Raw genomic sequence first — 19,552 nt, 5'->3', positions numbered from 1 at the left:
GGGTTCAGCCTTTGACGGCGCCTTCGCCGACCCCGCGGAAGAAGTACCGCTGGAGGCAGGCGAACAGGGCGATGAGCGGGGCCACGGCGATCACGGTGCCGGCGGCGACCAGCCGTTCGTCGTTGGCGAAGGTGCCGTGCAGGTAGTTGAGGCCGATGGTGAGGGTGAACTTCGAGGGGTCGCTGAGCACGATGAGCGGCCACAGGAAGTCGTCCCAGGCGCCCATGAAGGCGAAGATCGCGACGACCGCGACGGTGCCCTTGACGGCCGGCAGCGCGATCCGCAGGAACCGCTGCCAGACGTTGGCGCCGTCGACGTAGGCCGCCTCCTCGATCTCGTAGGGCAGGTTGAGGAAGGCGTTGCGCATCAGCAGCACGTTCATGGCGCCGACCGAGCCGGGCAGCACGACGCCGACCAGGGTGTTGTTGAGGCCGAGTTCGCGCATGGTGGTGAACTGGGCGATGATGATGCCCTCCACCGGCACGAGCATCGCGAGGATGAAGACCAGGGTGGTGATCCGGCGGCCCCGGTAGCGCAGCCGGGCCAGGGCGTAGCCGGCGAGTGCCGAGCCGACGCAGTTGGTGACGACGCTCGCGCTCGCGACCTTCAGCGAGTTGAGCACGTAGTCCCAGACGGGGATGGTGTCGGCGACCCGCTGGTAGTTGTGCAGGGTGGGGTGCTCGGGCAGGAAGCTGGGCGGCGAGCTGAAGATGTCCTCGGTCGGGCCCTTGAGCGAGGTGGACAGTTGCCACAGGAACGGGCCGACGGTGACCGCGAGGACGAGCAGGAGCAGCGCGTACCGCAGGACCAGTTCGCCGACCCGGACGCGGCGGCCGTGCTCGTCGGTCACGCTCATGGGCGCTCCCTCCGGTCCGCACGGAGCACGAGGAGCATCAGGGTCACCGTCACCACGAAGACGACGACGGAGAGCGCCGAGGCGTAGCCGACCCGGCCGGTGAGTCCGGTGCCGGTGCGCTGGACGAGCATCACGAGGGTGGTGTCCTCGCCGGCCGGGCCGCCGGTCGGTCCCGCCATCAGGTACACCTCGGAGAACACCTTGAAGGCGGCGACCGAGGAGAGCGCGGCGACCAGGACCATCGTGGAGCGTACGGCGGGCACGGTGACGGCGAGGAAGCGGCGCACCGCTCCGGCGCCGTCCACGGCGGCCGCCTCGTGCAGTTCGCGCGGGACGTTGGCGAGCGCCGCCAGATAGATGATCATGTAGTAGCCGAGGCCCTTCCAGACGGTGACCGCCATCGCGCTCAGCAGGAGCAGCCACTGGTCGCTGAGGAACCCGATCCGGCCGATCCCGACGGTCTCCAGCAGGGAGTTGACCAGCCCGCGTTCGTCGAGCAGCCAGACCCAGATGAGCCCGACCACCACGATCGAGGCGACGACCGGGGTGTAGAACGCCGACCGGAAGAAGGCGATGCCGGGGATGTTCTTCTGCACCAGCAGGGCGAGCAGCAGCGGCAGCACGACGAGGGCGGGCACCACCCCGAGGACGTACAGGGTGCTGTTGCGCAGCCCGGTCCAGAACATGTCGTCGTGGATCAGCTCGCGGAAGTTGGCGAGACCGACGAACTCCCCCGGGATGAGGGTGCGGCGATCGGTGAACGAGTTCACGACCGTCGAGACGAACGGATAGAGCACGAAGGCTCCGACGACCAGCAGCCCGGGGGCGGCGAACAACCAGGGACTGGTGGGCAGTTGACGCCGCACCCGCGAGACACCGGCCATCCGCGTCACCCCTGCTGCTGGAGCAGGGTGTCGCAGGCCTTGACAGCGTTGTCGAGGGCCGCCTTGGGACTCTCCTTGCCTTGCAAGGCCTTGGCGACCTCGTTGCGCAGCGCGGTCTTCATCTGGTCGCTGAACAGCACCGGCGTGTAGTTGACCGCGTTCTTCAGGGACTTGGCGGCGGCGATCCGCACCCGGGTCTCGTCGGTGCCGTCCTCCTTGGTGAAGTACGGGTCGTCGAGGGAGCCGGCGGTGCTGGGGAAGATGGCGACCTGCTTGGCGAAGGACATCTGGTTCCGCGCGTCCGTCACGAAGTGCGCGAAGGCGACGGCGGCCGGCGTGTGCTTGGTCTTCGTGTTGACCATCACGCCCATCACGTACATGTTGACGTGCCCGGTGCTGGTGATCTGGTCGGTGATGCCGATGTTCTTGTACAGGGTCGGCGCCTGCTTCTTGAAGTTGTCCAGGTCCAGGGCGCTGCCGGGGTTCATGGCGACGGCCCCGGTGAGGAACTTCTTGCCGGAGGACTCGGGGGTCGCGGTCAGCGCCTGCGGGTCGAGCGCCTTGGCGTCGTACAACTCCTTGTACTTGGTGAGCAGTTCGACGCCCTTGGCGTCGTTGAAGGCGAACCCGGTCCCCGCCTTGTTCATCAGCTCCACGCCGTAGCGCCCGAAGTCCTCGATCGTCGGCACGTTGGCGAGGGTGGCCACCTTGCCGTCGCTCTGCCGCGCCATCCTCAGTGCGTCGGCGAACAGGTCGTCGTACGTCTTCGGCGGCTGCTCGGGGTCGAGGCCGGCCTGCTTGAACAGGGACTTGTTGTAGAAGAGCGGCCCGGTGTTCAGGTACCAGGGGAAGGCGTACGTCCCGCTCATCCCCGGTATCCGGTGGCTGGCCCAGGCCCCGTCCAGATACTCGGGCTTGTACGTGGCCGCGGCCTTGTCGAGGTCGAGGGCGAGGCCCGCCTTGGCGAGCGGGGCGACCAGGTCCGGGGAGACGTTGACGACGTCGGGGAGGGTGCCGCCGGCCGCGTCGGCGCTGATCTTGTCGGCGTAGCCCTCGGCCGGCTGGTCGATCCACTTCACCCGGGTGTCCGGGTACTTCTTCTCGAAGTCCGCGATGACGCCCTCGAAGTACGACTTGAAGTTCGCGCGCAGATTCCAGGTCTGGAACGTGATGTCGCCCTCGACCTTGCCCGAGGCGTCGGAGGATCCGCCGCCGTCCTCCCCGGAGCCGCAGGCGCTCAGCGGCAGGGCGAGGACGGCGGCAGCGGCGAGGGCGAAGGCTCTGCGGGAGATGCGCATGGTCCGTTGCTCCTTTGCGGCGGGGTCGGCTTTGCGGCGGCGGCCGGAGGTGCCGCGCCAGACCTTGCACGCCGTTTCCGCACCGCGTCAATGGATTCGGCGCAGCTAAAGTCATTAGTGACTCAAAACCCCTGTTCAGAAAGGTGCTACCAGCGCATTGCGGCCGATCACTAATACGCTTTAGGGTGTTGGGACTCAAGCGCATTAGCGGTTCAGGGACCCCATCGAATGAGGAAGTGAGTTGGCGGAGAAACGCACTCCCGCGCGCCGGCCGACGATGAAGGACATCGCGCGCCGGGCCGGAGTCTCCGAGAGCGCGGTCTCCTTCGCGCTCAACGGCCGCCCCGGGGTCTCCGAGACCACCCGGGCCCGGGTCCACCGGGTGGCCGAGCAGCTCGGCTGGCGGCCCAGCACGGCCGCCCGCGCCCTGTCCGGCGAGGGCGCGGCCACCGTCGGCTTCGTCCTCGCCCGCCCCGCGCACTCCCTCGGCGTGGACTCCTTCTTCCTCCAACTGGTCTCCGGCATCCAGGAAGTACTCGCCGAACGCCACCTCGGCCTGCTCTTCCAGATGGCGGAGGACGTGGCCGACGAGTGCGCGGTCTACCGCCGCTGGTGGGCCGAGCACCGCGTCGACGGCATCCTGGTGGTCGACCCCCGCGCCGACGACCCCCGCCCCGACCTCCTCGACAAACTCGGCCTGCCCGCCGTGGTGATCGGCGGCGCCCCAGACGAACGCCATCCCGGGCTGTCCACGGTCTGGGCCGACGACGCGGCCGCGATGGCCTCCGTGGTCGACGAGCTGACCGCACTGGGCCATCGCCGGATCGTGCACATCGCGGGCCTGCCCGGCCTCGCCCACACCCAGCGCCGGATCCGCACCCTGCGCACCGAGGCCGAGGGCCGGGGCCTGTCCGAGGTCCGCTCCGTCACCACCGACTACTCCGACGCCGAGGGCGCCGCCGTCACCCGCCGCGTCCTGCGCACCACCCCGCCCCCGACCGCCCTCATCTACGACAACGACGTGATGGCGGTCGCCGGTGTCGCCGCGGCGGCCGAACTCGGCTACTCCGTCCCCGACGACATCTCCGTCGTCTCCTGGGAGGACTCCGCCCTCTGCCGCATGGTCAAGCCCTGGCTCTCCGCCCTCTCCCGCGACAGCACCGAGTTCGGCCGCACAGCCGCCCGCGAACTGACGTCCCTGCTGGACGGCGGGTCCGCCCGGGCGGTGCGGGTGCCGGTGCCCCGTCTCTCGATCCGGGGCAGCACGGCACCGGCCGCCCGCCCCTAGACCGACGACCGGTACAAACCGAACTCCGCGATCCGCACTCCCGCCCGCGCCGCGGTGACCCGCACCCGCCAGCGCCGTGCGCGTACCGGCTGCGCCAGCCGCAGGATCCGGCTCGCGCCGATCGTGCCGGCCGTGGCCACCGGGGACCACGCGCCCGCCGTGTACGCCTCCACCACGACGCTCTCCACCTGCTGCCCGAACCGGATGTCCTCGGCCAGCCGGATGCGGTCCACCTCCTGCTCACGGCCCAGGTCCGCGGTCACCCCGCCCGGAGTCACGGATCGTCGCGCGCCCCGCGTCAGGTCCGCGGGCAGTTCCCGGTCCACCCGCTCCCGGAACTCACGGAGCCGGACGACGTCCGTGGCGTGCAACCGGCCGTCGGTGTCCGGGGGGACGTTGAGCAGCAGGACGGCGTTGCGGCCGACGGATCCGAAGTAGATCTCGGTCAACTCGTCGACGGATTTGGGTTGTTGGTCGGCGTGGTAGAACCAGCCGTCCCGGATCGACACATCGCACTCGGCCGGCCACCACTGCAGGTAGTCGGTCTTCGGCTGGGCCGTGACCAGGGCCGCCCGGCTGCCCTCGTCGGCGGTGTCGTAGGAGAGTGCCCAGTCCGTGCGGCCGTACTGGTTCTCCTTGACCGGGAGGACACTCCACTCGTCCTCGCGGGCGAGGCCGCCCTCGTTGCCGACCCAGCGGACGTCGGGGCCGGTGACGGCGATGGACGCGTCCGGAGCGAGGGTGCGCACCAGTGTGTACCAGCTGTCCCAGTCGTAGTTCTCCACCTTGTCCGGCGGGATGTGGCCCTGGGCGCCGTCGAACCAGACCTCGTCGACCGGGCCGTACTCGGTGAGGACCTCGTAGAGGGTGTTGAGCATGTGGGCGCCGTAGTCGGTGGCGTCGAGGGTGAAGGAGCGGTCGGGGGTTCGGCCGTCGCCGTCGACCAGGGTCGGGATGGTGTGCGTGCCGCGCGCGCTGCCGTTGGCGTACACGCCGTGCAGGTACTGGTTCTCGTCGGCCGGGGAGAGGTAGACGCCGACCTTCAGGCCGTACCGGCGCATGGAGTCCGCGAAGGAGCGGAGGACGTCGCCGTGGCCGCCCAGCCACCTGCTGGAGGCGACGGTGTGGTCGGTGTAGCGCGAGGGGTAGAGGACGAAGCCGTCGTGGTGTTTGACGGTGAGGATGGCGAGGCGGAAGCCGCCGTCGCGCAGGGCCCGGGCCCACTGGTCGGTGTCGAGGCCGGTCGGCTGGAACACGTTCGGGTCCTCGTCGCCGGTGCCCCACTCCAGGCCGGTGAAGGTGTTCACGCCGAAGTGCAGGAAGGCGGTGCGCTCCAGTGCCTGCCAGGTGATCTGCCGTGCGGTGGGGCGGACTTGGGAGGCCTTGCGGACCAGGTCGGCCGGGGAGTCGTCGGGGCCGACGGGGATACGGGAGAGGTCGGGGTCCGCGGCGGTGGCGGGGAGGGCCGGAAGGCCGGCCGTCACCGCCACGGCGGCTGCCGAGGCGACGAAGACGCGCCTTGAGAGATCCATGGGGGTGCTCCTCGGGTCAGGAGAGGTGCCAGAGGGCGGGGGCGCGCTGGTCCGGCGGGTACTGGACCGGTCGGCCGTCGTCGGTCACCGACAGCGCCATGCGGGTGATCGCGTTGATCAGGTGGTAGCCGCCGGCCGCGGGCTCCACCTCCCAGCGCTGCAGGGTGTTCGTGCTGTCGCAGGGCTCCCAGGTAGCCTCGACGCCGGGCTGGAGCGGGACGTTGAGCGTGAGCCTGCCGCCGCGGATCTCCAGGCAGCCGGCGGCCCCGCGCAGGGTCGCGTACCCGTCCGCCGTGCGGAGCACGGCCGCGGGGTACGACAGCCCGTCCGCGCGGAGGGTGTACGTCCCGTCGGCCACCGGCACCGTCGTCAGGTCCCGCCAACCCGGTGCGTGTCCGACAGCCATGCCGCGCGCGGTGAACTCGGCGTAGGTGGCGTCGGGATGCGGGTCGCCCCAGGTGGCCTGGGCGATGTGGCGCAGGGCGGGCCAGAGTTCGGTGGCGACCTCGTTCTCGGTCTCGCCGCGGCCGTTGTCGGGCCAGAGGCTGATCTTCGCGCCGGTGATGCCGGCGGCGGAGGCGAGTTTCTCGCCCTCGAAGGAGCGGGGGTCCCACCTCTGGTCGTAGAGCGCCTCGGTGTCGCTGTGGAAGCCGCCGCGGACGAGGTAGAGGGAGTACGACGCGTTCATCACGGCATAGCCCTGGGCGATGAGCCCGCTCGGTTTCACGGCCACGTCCAGCCAGTGCTCGACGGTCGTCCCGGCCGCCACCGGGACGGTGTTGGCGCCGGTGAGGCCGTCGTTCCAGATGCGCAGGTGCCTGCCCTTGCTCGCCGCGTAGGCCTGCACGCGGTTGACGAAGTCGACGTACGCGTCCTGCGGGGTGGCGTCGGGGCCGTACTTCTCCCGCGCGTACTGCAGCATCTGCGGGTACTTGGCGTAGTCCGAGCCGAGCATGTACTCGTCGGCGCCCATGTGCCAGGACTTCGCGGTGAAGACCTGGGCGTACTCGTCCATGAGGCTGGTGTAGTAGTCGAAGGCCTCCGGCCGGGTGACGTCGAGCCTTGCGGGCTGCTTCACGCCGTCGGAGTCCGTCAGCTGCAGGTCGGGGCGGTTCTCGATCCACGGGTCCATGTGGCCCGGGGAGTTGATCTCGGGGATGATCTCGACGTGGTAGCGGTCGCCGAGGGCGACCAGCCGTCGTATCTCGTCCTTGGTGTAGTAGCCCCAGGTGTCGGCCTCGGGATGGGCGTCGCTCTTGACCTTGAGCTCCAGGAGGAGCTGGTTGAGCTTGTGGTACGCCATCTCGCGGACGAGGTTCTCCAGCCAGGGCAGGGAGACGTGGATGTAGCAGGCGCAGACGCCGACGCCCCGTTCGCGGTAGCGCGGTACGTCGACCGTGTGTCCGGCCGGGATCCGGTCGCCCTGGGCGAGGAGCTGGAGGAGGGTGCGGGTGCCGTAGAAAGCGCCGGTCTCGGTCGCGCCGGTGAGGGACAGTTTGCGGCCGGAGCGGAGTTCGTAGCCCTCGGCGCCCAGCGTGGGCTCGGCGGACGGGCGGACGTCGATCACGATGTCACCGGGGCGGGAGGCGCCCGTGACGACCGGGACCATGCCGTGTCCGGCCGTGTGGAGATCGTCGGCGAGGGTGTCGGCGACCCTGCGTCCGGCGGCGCCGGAGGCGACCAGACGGGTCCCGGAGCCGAACGTGTAACTCCCCTGCCCGGGGGTCCAGTCGGTCATTGCGGGCACGGTGACCGGGGTCCGCTGCGGCTCCTGCGCGACCGCCGGGACCGGTGTCGCCAGCAGCGTCAGCGCCGCCGCGAGTCCGAACAGCCGCAGCAGTCTCCTCCTGAGCTCACCCATGCCACTCCACCTTGAACACCCAGACGTGTTGTCCCGCCCGCCGGGCGGCCTCGGGTACGTCGACGACCAGGGCTCCGTCGCGGACGGTCCAGGTCAGCGGACGGTCGTGGCCGAGCATGGTCACCTTGTCGCCGCCGCGGACCGGCACCGGTGCCTCGACGGTGAGCCTGGAGCCCGGCCGGGTCAGGGAGTGGATGTAGAACGCCTCGTTCGTGCGGACCGTGAACCGCAGGTCCTCGCCGAGTGCGGCCATGCGCGACCAGTACGTCGTGCCGTAGATCGCCTCGCCGTTGACCGCGAGCCAGGCGCCGGTCTCGCGCAGCCGGGTCTGCATGATCTCCGGGATGGTGCCGTCGGCGCGCGGGCCGATGTCCAGCAGGAAGTTGCCGTTCTTGGAGACGATGTCGACCAGGCTGTGCACGACCTCCTCGGCGGTCATATAGGCGTCGTCCGGGGTCGCGCTGTTGTAGCCGTAGCTGCGGGGGTCCAGGCCGCGGCTGGCCTCCCACTTGGCGACGACCGTGTCCGCGTACGTCGTGTACTCGGGGGTCGTGTAGTCGTGGAAGCCGATGCCCGAACGGTCGTTGACGGTCACGTCCACCGGGCGGGCGCGGTTCTTGGCGTGGTTGAAGTACTCGGCGAGGACATGGACGCTGTCGTTCGCGCCGCCGATGTCGCACCAGATGATCTCCGGGTCGTAGCCGTGGATCAGTTCGAGCATCTGCGGGGCCTGGAAGTCCTTCACGTAGTCCTTGCCCGCCGTGTATCCGGTGTACGGCAGCGGTTCCAGGGTGTACGGGTTGCGCGGGGCGTGGCCCATCCAGGGGTTGTCGGGGTTGAACCACTCGGGCATGGAGAAGTAGAGGCCGGGGTGGAGTTCGGGCGTGTAGCGCCGGGACGCGGCGAACAGCTCCTTGACAAGGTCCCGTCCGGGGCCCAGTTTCACGGCGTTGCGGTCGGAGACCTTGGTGTCCCACAGGGCGAAGCCCTCGTGGTGCTTGGACGTCAGCACGTGGTACTGGGCGCCGGCGTCCCGGAACAGCTCCACCCAGGCGCGCGGGTCGAACTTCTCGGCGGTGAAGCGCGGGATGAAGTCGTCGTAGGCGAAGTCCTCGCCGTAGGTGTTCCGGTGGTAGGTGTAGGTGGGGTTGTTCGGGTCCTGCATCTGGTCCCAGTACCACTCGGCGTACTGCACCCCGACCGGCGCCCAGGCGGGCACCGAGTAGACGCCCCAGTGGATGAAGATGCCGAACTTGGCGTCGTTGAACCAGTACGGCGCCCGGTGGCCGGCCAACGAGGTCTCGGTGGCCTGGTAGTCGGCGGTGCCGAGCGTCAACGTGCGGCGGGTTGAGGTGACTTGGCCGCCACGGCCGTGGACGCCGACCGTGCCGTCCTGCTCGCTGCCGGGCGTGGTGCCGGTGCGGTTGCGGATGCCGACGTGGACGCGTGCCTGTTCGCCGGGGTCGAGGCGGCGGACGCGGGCGGGCTCGACGGTACGGGCGCCGGGGACGTCGACGCGCACGGACACCGCGTCACCGGCCAGGATCGGCACGGTGCCCGCGTTGACGACGGTGGCCTCCACGCTCTGGGCGCCGGTGGCGGCCAGCAGGGAGCTGGTGGAGCGGGCGTCGCGCAGGACCAACGCCCGTCCCGTCGCGACGGGTTGGAGGGAGAGCGCGAAGACGTGCAGGGAGGTCCTGCCGGCCTCGGCCGGCTCGGTGTCCGGCAGGGTCAGGGCGACCGCCTCGCGCCGCGGGTCGATCCACACCTCCGAGGTGCCGATCCCGACGACGTGCTCGTCCTTGGAGCCGTCCGGCCGGTAGCGGTACGGCGCCGCCAGTGGGCCACCCACCGCGTACCAGTCGCCGCCGCTCAGACCGGCGGTGGTGGTCGTGCCGTCCGCGTAGTGGACGGTGGCCCTGCCGGAGGCGTTGCCGTAGCTGCCGGCGGTCAGGAAGACGGCCGAGAGGTAGTGACCCGGGGGGAGATCGATGCGCTGCCCCAGTGCGACAGCGTTGTTCTTGGCGCCCGCGGTCGCGGCGGGGAAGTCGAAGGAGATGCCGTCGACCTCGACCCGGCCGGCCGGGAGCTCCTCGCCCGGGAAGGTGTAGCCGGAGCCGTCGAAGTCACCGCCCCGGGCGGCGGCGGTGTCGATGCCGTCGTTGTCGTAGAGGGAGTCGAGTGGGACGGGGACCGGGTCGGGGACGGGGACCCAGGAGGCTGCGGCCGCCTCGTCCGCTCCCCCGCCGCTCCTCGCGCCGGCCGGTTCGGCGGCCTGGGCCTCGGCCGTCGCGGAGAGGGAGAGGGCGGTCGCCGCGACGGCACCGGCCGCGACCCCGAGGACCTGGCGTCTTGGGACAGGAGACATGCTCATGCGCGGCTCCATTCATCGGATGTCTGATGATTGAGCGGACCCAGAGGCCTGTCAATGGGGCGCGCATGTGCGGGAGTTGAGTCAGTGATCGGATGATCCGCGAAGAAAGCGCGTGGCCCGAGTACCTCCCGGGACGACGTCCGGCGTCCGCCCCCGCGGTCCCCGCTCTCGACGCGGGGCCGGTAACGGGGCAGAGTGCCCTTTCATACCGACGAGTAGGCCTCTTTCCCGCACTCCTAGGAGCACCCGTGACCAGCTGGACCGGCCGGACCGCCGCCGAGATCGCCGCCGCCGTCCGCGAGAAGCGGGTCACTCCCCGGGAGGTGGTGGCGGAGCATCTGGAGCGGATCGCGCGGCTGGACGGGCGGATCGGCGCGTTCCGGAAGGTCCGGGCCGACGCGGCGCTCGCGGAGGCGGACGAGGTCGCGGCGCGCACCGATCTCGCCGAACTCCCCCTTGCCGGTGTGCCGTTGGCCGTCAAGGACAACCTGGCGGTGCGGGGCGAGGCGCACCGGGACGGTTCCGCCGCCACGCCGGACACCCCGGCCGACACCGACCATGTCACCGTGGCCCGGCTGCGGGCGGCGGGCGCGGTGGTCGTCGGGCTGACGAACGTGCCCGAACTGTGTGTCTTCGGCACCACCGAGGGCGTGCACGGCACCGCGCGCAACCCGTGGGACACCGCGCGCAACGCCGGCGGCTCCTCGGGCGGCAGCGCCGCCGCGGTCGCCGCCGGGATGGTGCCGATCGCGCTCGGCAACGACGGCATGGGCTCGCTGCGCATCCCCGCGGCCAACTGCGGCCTCGTCACGATCAAGCCGGGGTTCGGGGTGGTCCCTGCCGGGATCGGCAACGGCGACTGGTTCGGCATGTCGGAGAACGGGCCGCTGGCCACCACCGTCGAGGACGCCCGGCTGATGCTCTCGGTCCTGGCGGAGAACGAGTTCGAGAGCGCGGAGCAGCGGCCGTCGTACAAGATCGCCGTCTCGGTGCGCAGTCCGCTGGCCGGGGTGAGCGTGACCAAGCCGTATACGAACGCCGTACGGGAGGCGGCCGGTCTGCTGGCCGGCACCGGGCATCGGCTGCAGCCCGCCGAGCCGCCGTACCCGATGTCGCTGAGCATCACCTCGCTCCAGCACTGGACCGCGGGTACGGCGGTGGACGCGGCGGTGCTGGATCCGGCACTGCTGACCCGGCGGACCCGGGTGCACGCGGCCCTCGGACGCCGTTTCCTCGGCAGTGTGCGGGGCGGCGACTCGCGCGAGCGGCTGCGGGCCCGGCTCACCCCGTTCTTCGCCGAGCACGATGTCGTGCTCGCCCCGGCCCTGGCCCGCCGCTCCCCCAAGGCGGGCCCGTGGCACGAGCGCGGCTGGCTGCGCAATGTGCTGGTCAACACCAACTACTCCCCGCTGACCCCGCCCTGGAACCTCACCGGCTGGCCGGCGATGTCGGTGCCGTTCGGCACGCTGCCCTCGGGCGCCCCCTGCGCCGTACAGCTGGTGGGGCGGCCGGGCTCGGAGGCAGTGCTGCTGGAGGTGGCCGGGCAGCTGGAGACGCTGCGGCCGTGGCAGCGGACGGCGCCGCTCGACTGAGTCTCGCTAGGCCTTGGGCTCGGTCATCCGGCGGGCCGACTCGACGACCGCCGCGCGGTGCCGGGCGAGCCGCTCCTCGGGCCAGGACATGGCGACCTCCGTGGGGTCGACGCCCTCGGCGGCCCAGAACCAGGCCTGGGCGGCGGCGAGCACCATGGTGAGGAGGTCGTCGGGGGCCATGGCCGGGTCGAGGTCGCCGCGCCGCTGCGCCTCGGCCACCTGGGCGGCCTTGCCGCGGAAGGCGTCCTGTTCGAGCCCGGTGGCCGACGGACGCTCCAGCAGCTTCCACAGCCGCAGCCGCATCAGGTCCGGCCGCGCGACCAGGTGGTCGAAGATCGCGCCGGCGTATCCGGGCAGGTCCGCCACGTCGAACGGGACGGACTCGGCGCCCGCCGTCATCGCCCGGGTCAGCACCTCGTCGAAGAGCTGTTCCTTGTTGCCGAAATAGACGTAGATCAACCGCTTGTTGGCCCCCGCGGCCTCGGCGATCCGGTCCACGCGGGCACCGGCGATGCCGTAGGCGGCGAACTCGTCGAAGGCCGCGTCGAGCAGCCGGGCCTTGGTGGCGCTGGAATCCCGTGCCATGACCACTACCGTACCAAGTAACTATCTAGTTATTGACATGCCGCGAAGGCAGGCTTACGGTCAAGGTATCTATCCAGTTAGTTACGACCGGGATCACCCTCACCGGCTGAGCACCGGCCGCCCGACCCCCCACGCCCCCAGGAGACACCCCTCATGTCCGTATCCCCCTCCCGGGCCCCCGGCGCCTTCGGAGCCACCACCACCGCCGCCGAGGTCGTCGACGGCGTCGATCTGCACGGCCTGCGGGCCGTGGTGACCGGAGCCGGTTCCGGCATCGGCGTGGAGACGGCCCGCGCGCTCGCCTCGGCCGGCGCAGAGGTCACCCTGGCCGTGCGCGACACCGCGGCCGGCGACCGGGTGGCGGCCCGCCTGACGGCCGAACTGCCGCCAGAGTCGGGCAGGTTGACCGTGGGGCGGCTCGACCTCGCCGACCGCTCGACGGTCGCGGCCTTCGTCGCCGACTGGCAGGGCCCGCTGCACATCCTGGTCAACAACGCAGGGGTGATGGCTCCGTCGACGGTCACCCGCACCCCGGACGGCCGGGAGCAGCAGTTCGGCGTCAACCACCTGGGCCACTTCGCGCTCACCGTCGGACTGCGCCCGGCGCTCGCGGCGGCGGGCGGCGCGCGGATCGTCTCGGTCAGCTCGACCGGCCACCTCTTCTCCCCCGTCGTCTTCGACGACCTGGACTACCGGTTCCGCCCCTACGACCCGTGGACCTCCTACGGGCAGTCCAAGACCGCCAACATCCTGTTCGCGGTCGCCGCGGCCGAGCGCTGGGCCGACGACGGCATCACGGCCAACGCCCTGATGCCGGGGAACATCGCCGACACCAACCTGGCCCGGCACATGGACATGGAGCAGATCGCCGCCTTCATCGCCTCGGGCGAACTCGCCCTGCCGCCGCAGAAGACGGTGGAGCAGGGCGCCGCGACCTCGGTGCTGCTGGCGGCCTCGCCGTCGGTGGCGGGGGTCAGCGGCCGCTACTACGAGGACTGCGCGGAGGCGAAGCCGGTCACCGAGCGGGCCGCCGACACCGTCGGCGGTGTCGCGCCGTACGCCCTGGACCGGGAGAACGCGGCCCGGCTGTGGGCCCTGTCCGAGGCGCTCGTCGGCTGACGCGCCTCACAGGGCGCGGTACATGATGTGCAGGCCGACCGGCCCGTGCCTGGGGTGGTCGTAGGCCCGCGGGACCGTGCCGAGGATCGTGAAGCCGAGGGAGGTCCACAGGGCCACGGCGGGGTTGGTCTCGACGACGGCGTTGAAGACCATCGCCCGGTAGCCGTGCGCCCGGGCCTCGGCGAGGACGTGCTCGGCGAGCGCGCGCCCGATGCCCTGGCCGCCGCGGTCCGGGTCGACCATGAAGCCGGCGTTGGCGACACCGGCGGCGGGGCCACCGTAGTTGGGGGTGAGATAGGCGGAGCCGACGACGGCGCCGGTGGGGTCCTCGGCGACGTAGACCCGTTTCGCCGGGCTCATCCACAGGGCGCGGGCCGCTTCCTCCGAGGTGTCGGGGTCCCATCCGTACGTCTCGGCGGCGGCGACGATCCGGTGCCAGAAGGGCCAGATCTGCGGCCAGTCGGCCGCGGCGGCTTCTCTGATCAGCATGGGCGTGAGTCTCGCACGCCCATGCGCGTCGGCGATCGCGACGGGTCTGACCGGACGGTCAGTCCACGCTGGGCAGGATGTGGGGCTCGGCGAGGTCCTCCTCGTAACCCGCGAGGCGGATCGGGGCGGACCGGGCCCACACGTCGAGGCTGCCGAGCTGTCCGGGCCTGCTGCCGGCGCGCTCCGTGCGTTCCTTGGGGCGCTGCTCGCGATTCGTCTTCTCCGGTGTCACCGCGCACTCCTTATGTGTCGGTCACCCTCGGGACGTACCGGACGGTCTGCGTTCCGGTGCCCGGCGCCCGCTCGGGTCTGGATGGAAGGCCAGTTCGGACGCGGTGGCGCCGGTAACTCAGAAGAGAGCAGGCCGTTGTCTGCCGGCTCGTCCCGGGACGGACCGTGGGTGTGGGTGGGACCCCGTGCTGCTGTCCGTCCCCTCCAGATTAACCAAATGAGCGCAGGTCCGCTCGATAGGGAGTGCAAACAAGGTGTAACTATCGCGAGTCGCTCCGCATTTCGGCGGCCCGGAAATACACCCGTTCGTAACATCATGCCCCGTTTGCGGTCCACTCGCCCGGCCTAGCCGAACGAACACACCTTCGAAACCATGGGTCCCCGCTCCCTTCACAGGCTGTGCAGTTCAGGTTGCGTTGGCCGGGTCGAAAACTCGACATGATCCGATGGCACAGGACAACGGCTGTCTCGCGGAAGGACTGACGCATGGAGCTGCGCAGCGTCGAGGAGCTGATGGATCTGCTGTACGCCTGCCGGCACCAGCGCGCCCTGCGCACCGCGGCCCTGCTGCGTCGCGGCCGCCCCGCCGACAAGGAACTCCAGGTGGCGGGCCTGGTGCACGGCATCGAGGAACTGCTGGGCCCCGCCGACGGCGCCGCCCACGCCGTACGGCACCTGCTCGGGGAGCGCGTCTACCACCTCGTCCGCGGCGACGGCGCCCCCGCCGACGACGACGTCCTGCGGCTGCGCCAGGCCGGCGAGGAGAGCCGCACCGCGGGCTTCGACGCGGGCGTCCTGGAGGACTGGCGGACCGTGCTCGAACTGGTCGCGGCCCGCAACTCCCGCCTCGGGGCTGTCGACTGACGGTTCGTCATGAGACGGTACGGCGATGACGTCGTCGTACGGGCTCAGGGGCAGGGCGGCCGTCGTCACCGGCGGCACGCGCGGGATCGGGCGGGCGGTCGCCGAGGCGCTGGCGGCGGCCGGTGCGCTGGTGTGCGTGAGCGCACGGGACGCCGACGAGGTGCGGCGTACGGCCGCGGAGCTGGGCGGCATCGGCCTGGCCGGCAGTGTGGCGGAGCCGGAGCACGCCCGGGAGCTGACCCGGCTGGCGCTCGACAGGTTCGGGCGGCTGGACATCCTCGTCAACAACGCGGCGACGAACCGTCCGTACGGACCCCTCATGGACGCCGACCTCGGTGTGTGGCGGGAGGCGTTCACCGTCAACGTCGAGGCACCGTTGCGGCTGACGCAGTGCGCGTGGCGGGGCTGGATGCGGGAACACGGCGGCTCGGTGGTCAACATCTGCACGGAGGGCGCGGCCCATGTCGGCCCCGACGTCGGCGCGTACGGCACCAGCAAGGCCGCGCTGCTGCATCTGACCCAGCAGCTGGCGGGGGAACTGGCACCCCGGGTGCGGGTGAACTCGGTGTCGCCGGGGCTGGTGCGCACGGAGATGGCACGGTTCATGTGGGAGCCGCGGGAGGCGGAGATCGCCGGGGGGCTGCCGATGGGGAGGATCGGTGAGCCCGAGGATGTGGCGGAGGCCGTGCTGTGGCTGGCGTCGGACGCCGCGGCATGGGTGACCGGAGCCGACCTGGTGGTGGACGGCGGCACCCGGGTGAGAGCGGCGCACACGGCGCGGTAGCGGCCGGGCGTGCCCGAGATCGAGTCGGCAACGCGGCTGCCCCCGACGGGCGACGGGCCCATGGGTGGGCCCGTATGGGATCGAACCACGAAGTACGCGTGACCTGCGCACCGGGCACACCGGCGCCTGCCAGAACAGTAGGACGCCGGTGCCGGAGGCCGCCAACGATTAAGCGGGGGTCACCACTTGCCCGGCGCGTAGTCCTTCAGGAAGACGCCGTACACGTCCTCGCCGTCCTCGCCGCGCACGATCGGGTCGTAGACCCTGGCCGCGCCGTCGATCAGGTCCAGGGGCGCGTGGAAGCCCTCCTCGGCGAGCCGCAGCTTGTCGAAGTGCGGACGCTCGTCGGTGATCCAGCCGGTGTCGACGGAGGTCATGAGGATCCCGTCGGACTCGAACATCTCCACCGCGCTGGTCCGGGTGACCATGTTCATGGCCGCCTTCGCCGCATTGGTGTTCGGGTGCCCGGCGCCCTTGTAGCCACGGCCGAAGACACCCTCCATCGCCGAGACGTTCACGACGTACGACCGGCCGCGCGCCGCCTTCTTCGCGGCCGCCGCCATGGCCGGGCGCAGCGCGCTGATCAGGATGAACGGCGAGGTGTAGTTGCAGAGCTGGGTCTCCAGGAGCTCCACCGGGGAGATCTGGTCGATGGTCTGCACCCAGGTATTGCTGTCCACGACGTCGGGGACGAGTCCGCCCGCGTCGATGGCGGTGCCGTCGAGGTGCCGGGCGACGCTGGCGTTGCCCGCGACGAGCGCGAGGTCGGCGACCTTCTGGGCGTCGAGGCCGCTGGTGCCGATGGGCAGCGCGGCGATGCCGTCGACGGCGCCGGAGTTGAAGGCGCCGATGACATGGTGGGCGGGGAGTTCACCGGCGGGCAGCGGGGCGCTCTCGCCGTCGACCAGGGCGGCGTAGGCGGAGGGCAGCCGGCGTACGGTCTGGGTCGCGTTGTTGACCAGGATGTCGAGCGGGCCCGCCTCGGCCACCCGCTCGGCCAGGGCGACGGCCTGCGCCGGGTCGCGCAGGTCGATGCCGACGACCTCCAGCCGGTGCAGCCAGTCCGCCGAGTCGTCCATCGCCGTGAAGCGGCGGATGGCGTCCTTGGGGAAGCGGGTGGTGATCGTCGTGTGCGCGCCGTCACGCAGCAGCCGCAGCGCGATGTACATGCCGATCTTGGCCCGGCCGCCGGTGAGCAGGGCGCGCTTGCCGGTCAGGTCGGCGCGGGCGTCGCGCTTGGCGCGGTTCAGCCGGGCGCAGTCCGGACAGAGCTGGTGGTAGAAGTAGTCGACCTCGACGTAGCGGGTCTTGCAGGTGTAGCAGGAGCGCGGGCGCTGGAGTATCCCCGCGACCCGGCCCTCCTCGGTCTGCGAGGAGGGCAGCAGGCCCTCGGTCTCGTCGTCGATGCGCTGGGCGGAGCCGGTCGCGGTGGCCTCGGTGACCGCCTTGTCGTGGGCGGTCTTGGCGGCGCGGCGGTCCTGGCGGCGGCGCTGCTTCACCGTGCGGTAGATGCCGGCCGTGGCCCGGCGCACCGTGATGGCGTCCGGGTGGTCGACGTCCAGCTTGTCCAGTTCCTCGAGCACGCCGAGGCAGACCGCGAGCCGCTCGGGGTCGATGCCGGGGCCGTAGACCACCGCGTCCACCGCGTCCTCGGCCCTCGAGCCGTCCTGTGTCACCGTCATCGCGCTGCCGCTTCCCTGATCCACCAGCGGCGCTCCGACTCGCGCCCGCTTTCGAACGGGGAATTTTACGGAGCGCCGGGCCCCACGACCAAACCCGCCCGAATGACGGATGACGGACGGCCCCGAGGAGGCCCGCCTCTCCGGGGCTGCGGATCAGGGTGCGGTCGCGGCGTGCACCCCGTGGTTCGTGTGCGCGGGGAGGCGGATCGTGATTCCGCTCGCCGTTCGCATGAGCGGAAACGGGTTCGGTGTACGCGGGCAGCGGTCTTCGGCGGGCGCGCTCCGTTCGTCGCCGCGGTCGTCCGCCGGCACCCGCCCGTCCGAACCGCGACCGGCGCCACGGGCCGCCGACACCAGCACCGACACCGCCCCCTACGAACCGTGCGCGGCATAACGCCCGCCGGCCCACGGCCACAAACCGCGAGCCGCCGCCACAAACCGCCAGTCGCCGACACCGGCACCGACGTGCGCGGCACGATGCCCGCCGGCCCACGGGCCACAACCCGCGAACCGCCGCCGGCCGACGCTCGAACCGTCACCACCGACGCTGAACCCACCCCCGCCTTGACGAAGCGCGAGCGGGTACCGCAACCATCGGCCGCCTTCACCGAACCGGTCGCCGTCATGACGAACCGCGGGCGGTGCGCCGGGGGCGTGCGCGACCCCGCCCTCGCGAACCTCCGGCAGACCCCGCCTGGTGCGCAACGCCGTCCTCACGGGCGGGGGCGCGACAGCGCGGCGCCCCCGTCGTCGGCCGGTCGTCAGGTGTCGCAGACCGCGATCAGGGAGTCGACCTCGTCGGTGACCGCGCGGGCGAGGACGTCGAGGTCGGGGACGGCGGTGGCGTCGGCGACGAGGCCGTAGTGGACCTGGTTGCGGTAGGTGGAGATGGCGACGGCGAGGGACTGGCCGGGGGCGAGCGGGGCCAGCGGGTAGACGGCCGTGAGCGGGTGGCCGCCCAGGCGCAGGCCGAGGCCGGGCAGCGGGACGCTGGTGACGAGGATGTCGAACCAGAGCCGGGCGGCCTGGCCGACGAGCGGCCCGACGAGCCGGTGCCCGAGCGCCGGCACATGGTCGGCGAGCAGGGCGACGGCACCGGCGCCCCGGTTGGGGCCGGCGTCCTTGTTGCGGACCATCGCCGTGCGGACGCGGTCGAGGCGGGCGAGCGGGTCGGGGTTGTCGACCGGGAGCCGTATCAGGTAGCCGGAGAGCCGGTTGCCTTGTGGGGCGACGGTGCGCGGGCGGCGCTTGGAGACGGGGATGAGGGCGCGCGGGGCGACGCCCTCGGTGCCCTCGCCGCGCTCCTCCAGCCAGCGCCGCAGCGCCCCGGCGACGACGGCGATCAGGACGTCGTTGACGGTGCCGCCGACGGCCTTGCGGACGCGGTGCACGTCGTCGATGTCGAGGTCGACCCCGGCGATGGAGCGGGTGCCGGTGGGTTCGGACTTCAGGGCGGCCGAGGAGCTCACCCCGAGCGCGGACAGGGCGACGGAGGCGCCGATGTCGAGGGCCCGGCCCACGTCGGAGAGGGCGCCGCGCACCAGCTCGGGCACCTTGCGCACGTCGGGCAGGGCGAGCATCGGGCGCGGCGGCTCGATCGCGCGGGCGGTGCGCTCGGGCAGGTCGAGGGGGTCCATGACCCCGGCGGCCAGTTTGAGGGCGCGCAGCCCGTCGGCGAGGGCGTGGTGGAACTTGAACAGCACCGCGAAGGAGATGCCGTCCTCGCCGGGCAGCACATGCGCCTCCCACGGCGGCCGGCCGCGCTCCAGCGGGCGTTCCATCAGCCGGCCGGCGACGGTCTGGAAGTCGGCGGTCGGGGCGTGCAGCCGGACGTGGTTCAGGGGGTCGAAGTCCGGGTCGGTCTCGCGGGCGGCGCCGCCGAACGCCAGCGGCTGCCAGACGTCTCTGATGCGCATGCGCAGTCCGGGCACGGCGGCGGCGCGGGCCGCGAGCAGATCGGCGGCGTGGGCGCCGGCGGTCGGCGAGTGCGCCGCGAAGACGCCCAGCGCGCCGAGGTGCATCGGGTGCCGGTCGGACTCGATGTTCCAGAACGCCAGATCGAGAGGGGCGAGCAGGTCAGCAGTCGCAGTCATCAAAGAGGGTGCCTCGCGTC

At 71.6% G+C, this 19,552-nt stretch carries 16 protein-coding genes; 5 read left to right on the top strand and 11 right to left on the bottom strand.

The features are described from left to right. Nucleotides 1–4: 4 nt before the first annotated feature. From ACFZDK_RS21245 to ACFZDK_RS21235, 3 genes are read right to left on the bottom strand one after another with little or no spacing between them, the layout of a single operon-like run. Nucleotides 5–856 carry an ABC transporter permease subunit gene (locus ACFZDK_RS21245; protein WP_390974519.1) on the bottom strand — a complete coding sequence of 284 codons (852 nt, stop codon included), beginning with the start codon at nucleotides 854–856 and terminating at the stop codon, nucleotides 5–7. Further along, on the bottom strand, nucleotides 853–1,740 hold the full coding sequence (locus ACFZDK_RS21240) for a sugar ABC transporter permease (protein ID WP_359225693.1): 888 nt from the start codon (nucleotides 1,738–1,740) through the stop codon (nucleotides 853–855). Before ACFZDK_RS21240 ends, ACFZDK_RS21245 begins: the two co-directional genes overlap by 4 nt. A 5-nt stretch (nucleotides 1,741–1,745) precedes the next feature. Then, a complete protein-coding gene (locus tag ACFZDK_RS21235; RefSeq protein WP_390974517.1) occupies nucleotides 1,746–3,038 on the bottom strand; it encodes an extracellular solute-binding protein in 1,293 nt (430 codons plus the stop codon). Nucleotides 3,039–3,315: 277 nt separating this feature from the next. Here ACFZDK_RS21235 and ACFZDK_RS21230 point away from each other — a divergent pair, with 277 nt between their 5' ends. Next, entirely contained in the window at nucleotides 3,316–4,326 is a 1,011-nt protein-coding gene (locus ACFZDK_RS21230) for a substrate-binding domain-containing protein (protein ID WP_390975033.1), read from the top strand. Here ACFZDK_RS21230 and ACFZDK_RS21225 read toward each other — a convergent pair. The 3 genes from ACFZDK_RS21225 to ACFZDK_RS21215 are packed head-to-tail and all read right to left on the bottom strand — an operon-like array spanning nucleotide 4,323 to nucleotide 10,087. Next, nucleotides 4,323–5,858, bottom strand: coding sequence for an alpha-L-fucosidase (locus ACFZDK_RS21225; RefSeq protein WP_390974515.1), 1,536 nt, complete (start codon nucleotides 5,856–5,858; stop codon nucleotides 4,323–4,325). The genes ACFZDK_RS21230 and ACFZDK_RS21225 overlap by 4 nt on opposite strands. A gap of 16 nt (nucleotides 5,859–5,874) precedes the next feature. Beyond that, nucleotides 5,875–7,719: a family 20 glycosylhydrolase gene (locus ACFZDK_RS21220; protein ID WP_390974513.1), complete on the bottom strand. Its 1,845-nt coding sequence runs from the start codon at nucleotides 7,717–7,719 to the stop codon at nucleotides 5,875–5,877. Continuing rightward, on the bottom strand, nucleotides 7,712–10,087 hold the full coding sequence (locus ACFZDK_RS21215; protein ID WP_390975031.1) for an alpha-L-fucosidase: 2,376 nt from the start codon (nucleotides 10,085–10,087) through the stop codon (nucleotides 7,712–7,714). The genes ACFZDK_RS21220 and ACFZDK_RS21215 overlap by 8 nt, the downstream gene beginning before the upstream one ends. A gap of 254 nt (nucleotides 10,088–10,341) precedes the next feature. On the opposite strand from ACFZDK_RS21215, the gene ACFZDK_RS21210 reads away from it, so the two are divergent. After that, nucleotides 10,342–11,685, top strand: a complete 1,344-nt coding sequence (locus ACFZDK_RS21210; RefSeq protein ID WP_390974511.1) for an amidase family protein — start codon at nucleotides 10,342–10,344, stop codon at nucleotides 11,683–11,685. Nucleotides 11,686–11,691: 6 nt separating this feature from the next. Here ACFZDK_RS21210 and ACFZDK_RS21205 read toward each other — a convergent pair whose 3' ends face one another. Next, a complete protein-coding gene (locus ACFZDK_RS21205) occupies nucleotides 11,692–12,270 on the bottom strand; it encodes a TetR family transcriptional regulator (protein ID WP_390974509.1) in 579 nt (192 codons plus the stop codon). 153 nt (nucleotides 12,271–12,423) lie between these two features. Between ACFZDK_RS21205 and ACFZDK_RS21200 the strand changes: the two genes are divergently transcribed. Beyond that, entirely contained in the window at nucleotides 12,424–13,389 is a 966-nt protein-coding gene (locus ACFZDK_RS21200) for an SDR family NAD(P)-dependent oxidoreductase (protein ID WP_390974507.1), read from the top strand. A gap of 6 nt (nucleotides 13,390–13,395) precedes the next feature. Here ACFZDK_RS21200 and ACFZDK_RS21195 read toward each other — a convergent pair whose 3' ends face one another. Together ACFZDK_RS21195 and ACFZDK_RS21190 are read right to left on the bottom strand one after the other, a co-directional pair. Further along, the gene (locus ACFZDK_RS21195) at nucleotides 13,396–13,878 is read right to left on the bottom strand and encodes a GNAT family N-acetyltransferase (RefSeq protein ID WP_390974505.1); all 483 of its coding nucleotides are present in this window, start codon (nucleotides 13,876–13,878) and stop codon (nucleotides 13,396–13,398) included. A 58-nt stretch (nucleotides 13,879–13,936) separates the two neighbouring features. Beyond that, nucleotides 13,937–14,110 (bottom strand): hypothetical protein, encoded by a 174-nt coding sequence (locus tag ACFZDK_RS21190; protein WP_189267454.1) that lies wholly within the window; start codon nucleotides 14,108–14,110, stop codon nucleotides 13,937–13,939. Nucleotides 14,111–14,595: 485 nt separating this feature from the next. Between ACFZDK_RS21190 and ACFZDK_RS21185 the strand changes: the two genes are divergently transcribed. Both ACFZDK_RS21185 and ACFZDK_RS21180 read left to right on the top strand, forming a co-directional pair. After that, nucleotides 14,596–14,973: a hypothetical protein gene (locus ACFZDK_RS21185; RefSeq protein ID WP_390974503.1), complete on the top strand. Its 378-nt coding sequence runs from the start codon at nucleotides 14,596–14,598 to the stop codon at nucleotides 14,971–14,973. A gap of 25 nt (nucleotides 14,974–14,998) precedes the next feature. After that, a complete protein-coding gene (locus ACFZDK_RS21180) occupies nucleotides 14,999–15,757 on the top strand; it encodes a glucose 1-dehydrogenase (RefSeq protein ID WP_390974502.1) in 759 nt (252 codons plus the stop codon). Nucleotides 15,758–15,936: 179 nt separating this feature from the next. On the opposite strand, the gene ACFZDK_RS21175 is transcribed toward ACFZDK_RS21180, so the two are convergent. After that, nucleotides 15,937–17,439 (bottom strand): SDR family NAD(P)-dependent oxidoreductase, encoded by a 1,503-nt coding sequence (locus ACFZDK_RS21175; protein ID WP_390974501.1) that lies wholly within the window; start codon nucleotides 17,437–17,439, stop codon nucleotides 15,937–15,939. A 761-nt stretch (nucleotides 17,440–18,200) separates the two neighbouring features. Continuing rightward, nucleotides 18,201–19,532 carry a wax ester/triacylglycerol synthase family O-acyltransferase gene (locus ACFZDK_RS21170; RefSeq protein ID WP_390974500.1) on the bottom strand — a complete coding sequence of 444 codons (1,332 nt, stop codon included), beginning with the start codon at nucleotides 19,530–19,532 and terminating at the stop codon, nucleotides 18,201–18,203. Nucleotides 19,533–19,552: the final 20 nt, after the last annotated feature.

Source organism: Streptomyces sp. NPDC007901, from assembly GCF_042959465.1.
In the GTDB taxonomy this organism is placed as follows: Bacteria; Actinomycetota; Actinomycetes; order Streptomycetales; family Streptomycetaceae; genus Streptomyces.
This window is presented reverse-complemented; position numbering and strand designations above follow the sequence as displayed.

What these genes read in the sequence shown, in the direction of transcription:
- ACFZDK_RS21195 (WP_390974505.1), bottom strand. Translation starts at nt 13,878, where the DNA reads ATGCTGATCAGAGAAGCCGCCGCGGCCGACTGGCCGCAGATCTGGCCC.
- ACFZDK_RS21245 (WP_390974519.1), bottom strand. Translation starts at nt 856, where the DNA reads ATGAGCGTGACCGACGAGCACGGCCGCCGCGTCCGGGTCGGCGAACTG.
- ACFZDK_RS21170 (WP_390974500.1), bottom strand. Translation starts at nt 19,532, where the DNA reads ATGACTGCGACTGCTGACCTGCTCGCCCCTCTCGATCTGGCGTTCTGG.
- ACFZDK_RS21235 (WP_390974517.1), bottom strand. Translation starts at nt 3,038, where the DNA reads ATGCGCATCTCCCGCAGAGCCTTCGCCCTCGCCGCTGCCGCCGTCCTC.
- ACFZDK_RS21200 (WP_390974507.1), top strand. Translation starts at nt 12,424, where the DNA reads ATGTCCGTATCCCCCTCCCGGGCCCCCGGCGCCTTCGGAGCCACCACC.
- ACFZDK_RS21185 (WP_390974503.1), top strand. Translation starts at nt 14,596, where the DNA reads ATGGAGCTGCGCAGCGTCGAGGAGCTGATGGATCTGCTGTACGCCTGC.
- ACFZDK_RS21205 (WP_390974509.1), bottom strand. Translation starts at nt 12,270, where the DNA reads ATGGCACGGGATTCCAGCGCCACCAAGGCCCGGCTGCTCGACGCGGCC.
- ACFZDK_RS21175 (WP_390974501.1), bottom strand. Translation starts at nt 17,439, where the DNA reads ATGACGGTGACACAGGACGGCTCGAGGGCCGAGGACGCGGTGGACGCG.
- ACFZDK_RS21220 (WP_390974513.1), bottom strand. Translation starts at nt 7,719, where the DNA reads ATGGGTGAGCTCAGGAGGAGACTGCTGCGGCTGTTCGGACTCGCGGCG.
- ACFZDK_RS21240 (WP_359225693.1), bottom strand. Translation starts at nt 1,740, where the DNA reads ATGGCCGGTGTCTCGCGGGTGCGGCGTCAACTGCCCACCAGTCCCTGG.
- ACFZDK_RS21230 (WP_390975033.1), top strand. Translation starts at nt 3,316, where the DNA reads ATGAAGGACATCGCGCGCCGGGCCGGAGTCTCCGAGAGCGCGGTCTCC.
- ACFZDK_RS21215 (WP_390975031.1), bottom strand. Translation starts at nt 10,087, where the DNA reads ATGTCTCCTGTCCCAAGACGCCAGGTCCTCGGGGTCGCGGCCGGTGCC.
- ACFZDK_RS21180 (WP_390974502.1), top strand. Translation starts at nt 14,999, where the DNA reads ATGACGTCGTCGTACGGGCTCAGGGGCAGGGCGGCCGTCGTCACCGGC.
- ACFZDK_RS21225 (WP_390974515.1), bottom strand. Translation starts at nt 5,858, where the DNA reads ATGGATCTCTCAAGGCGCGTCTTCGTCGCCTCGGCAGCCGCCGTGGCG.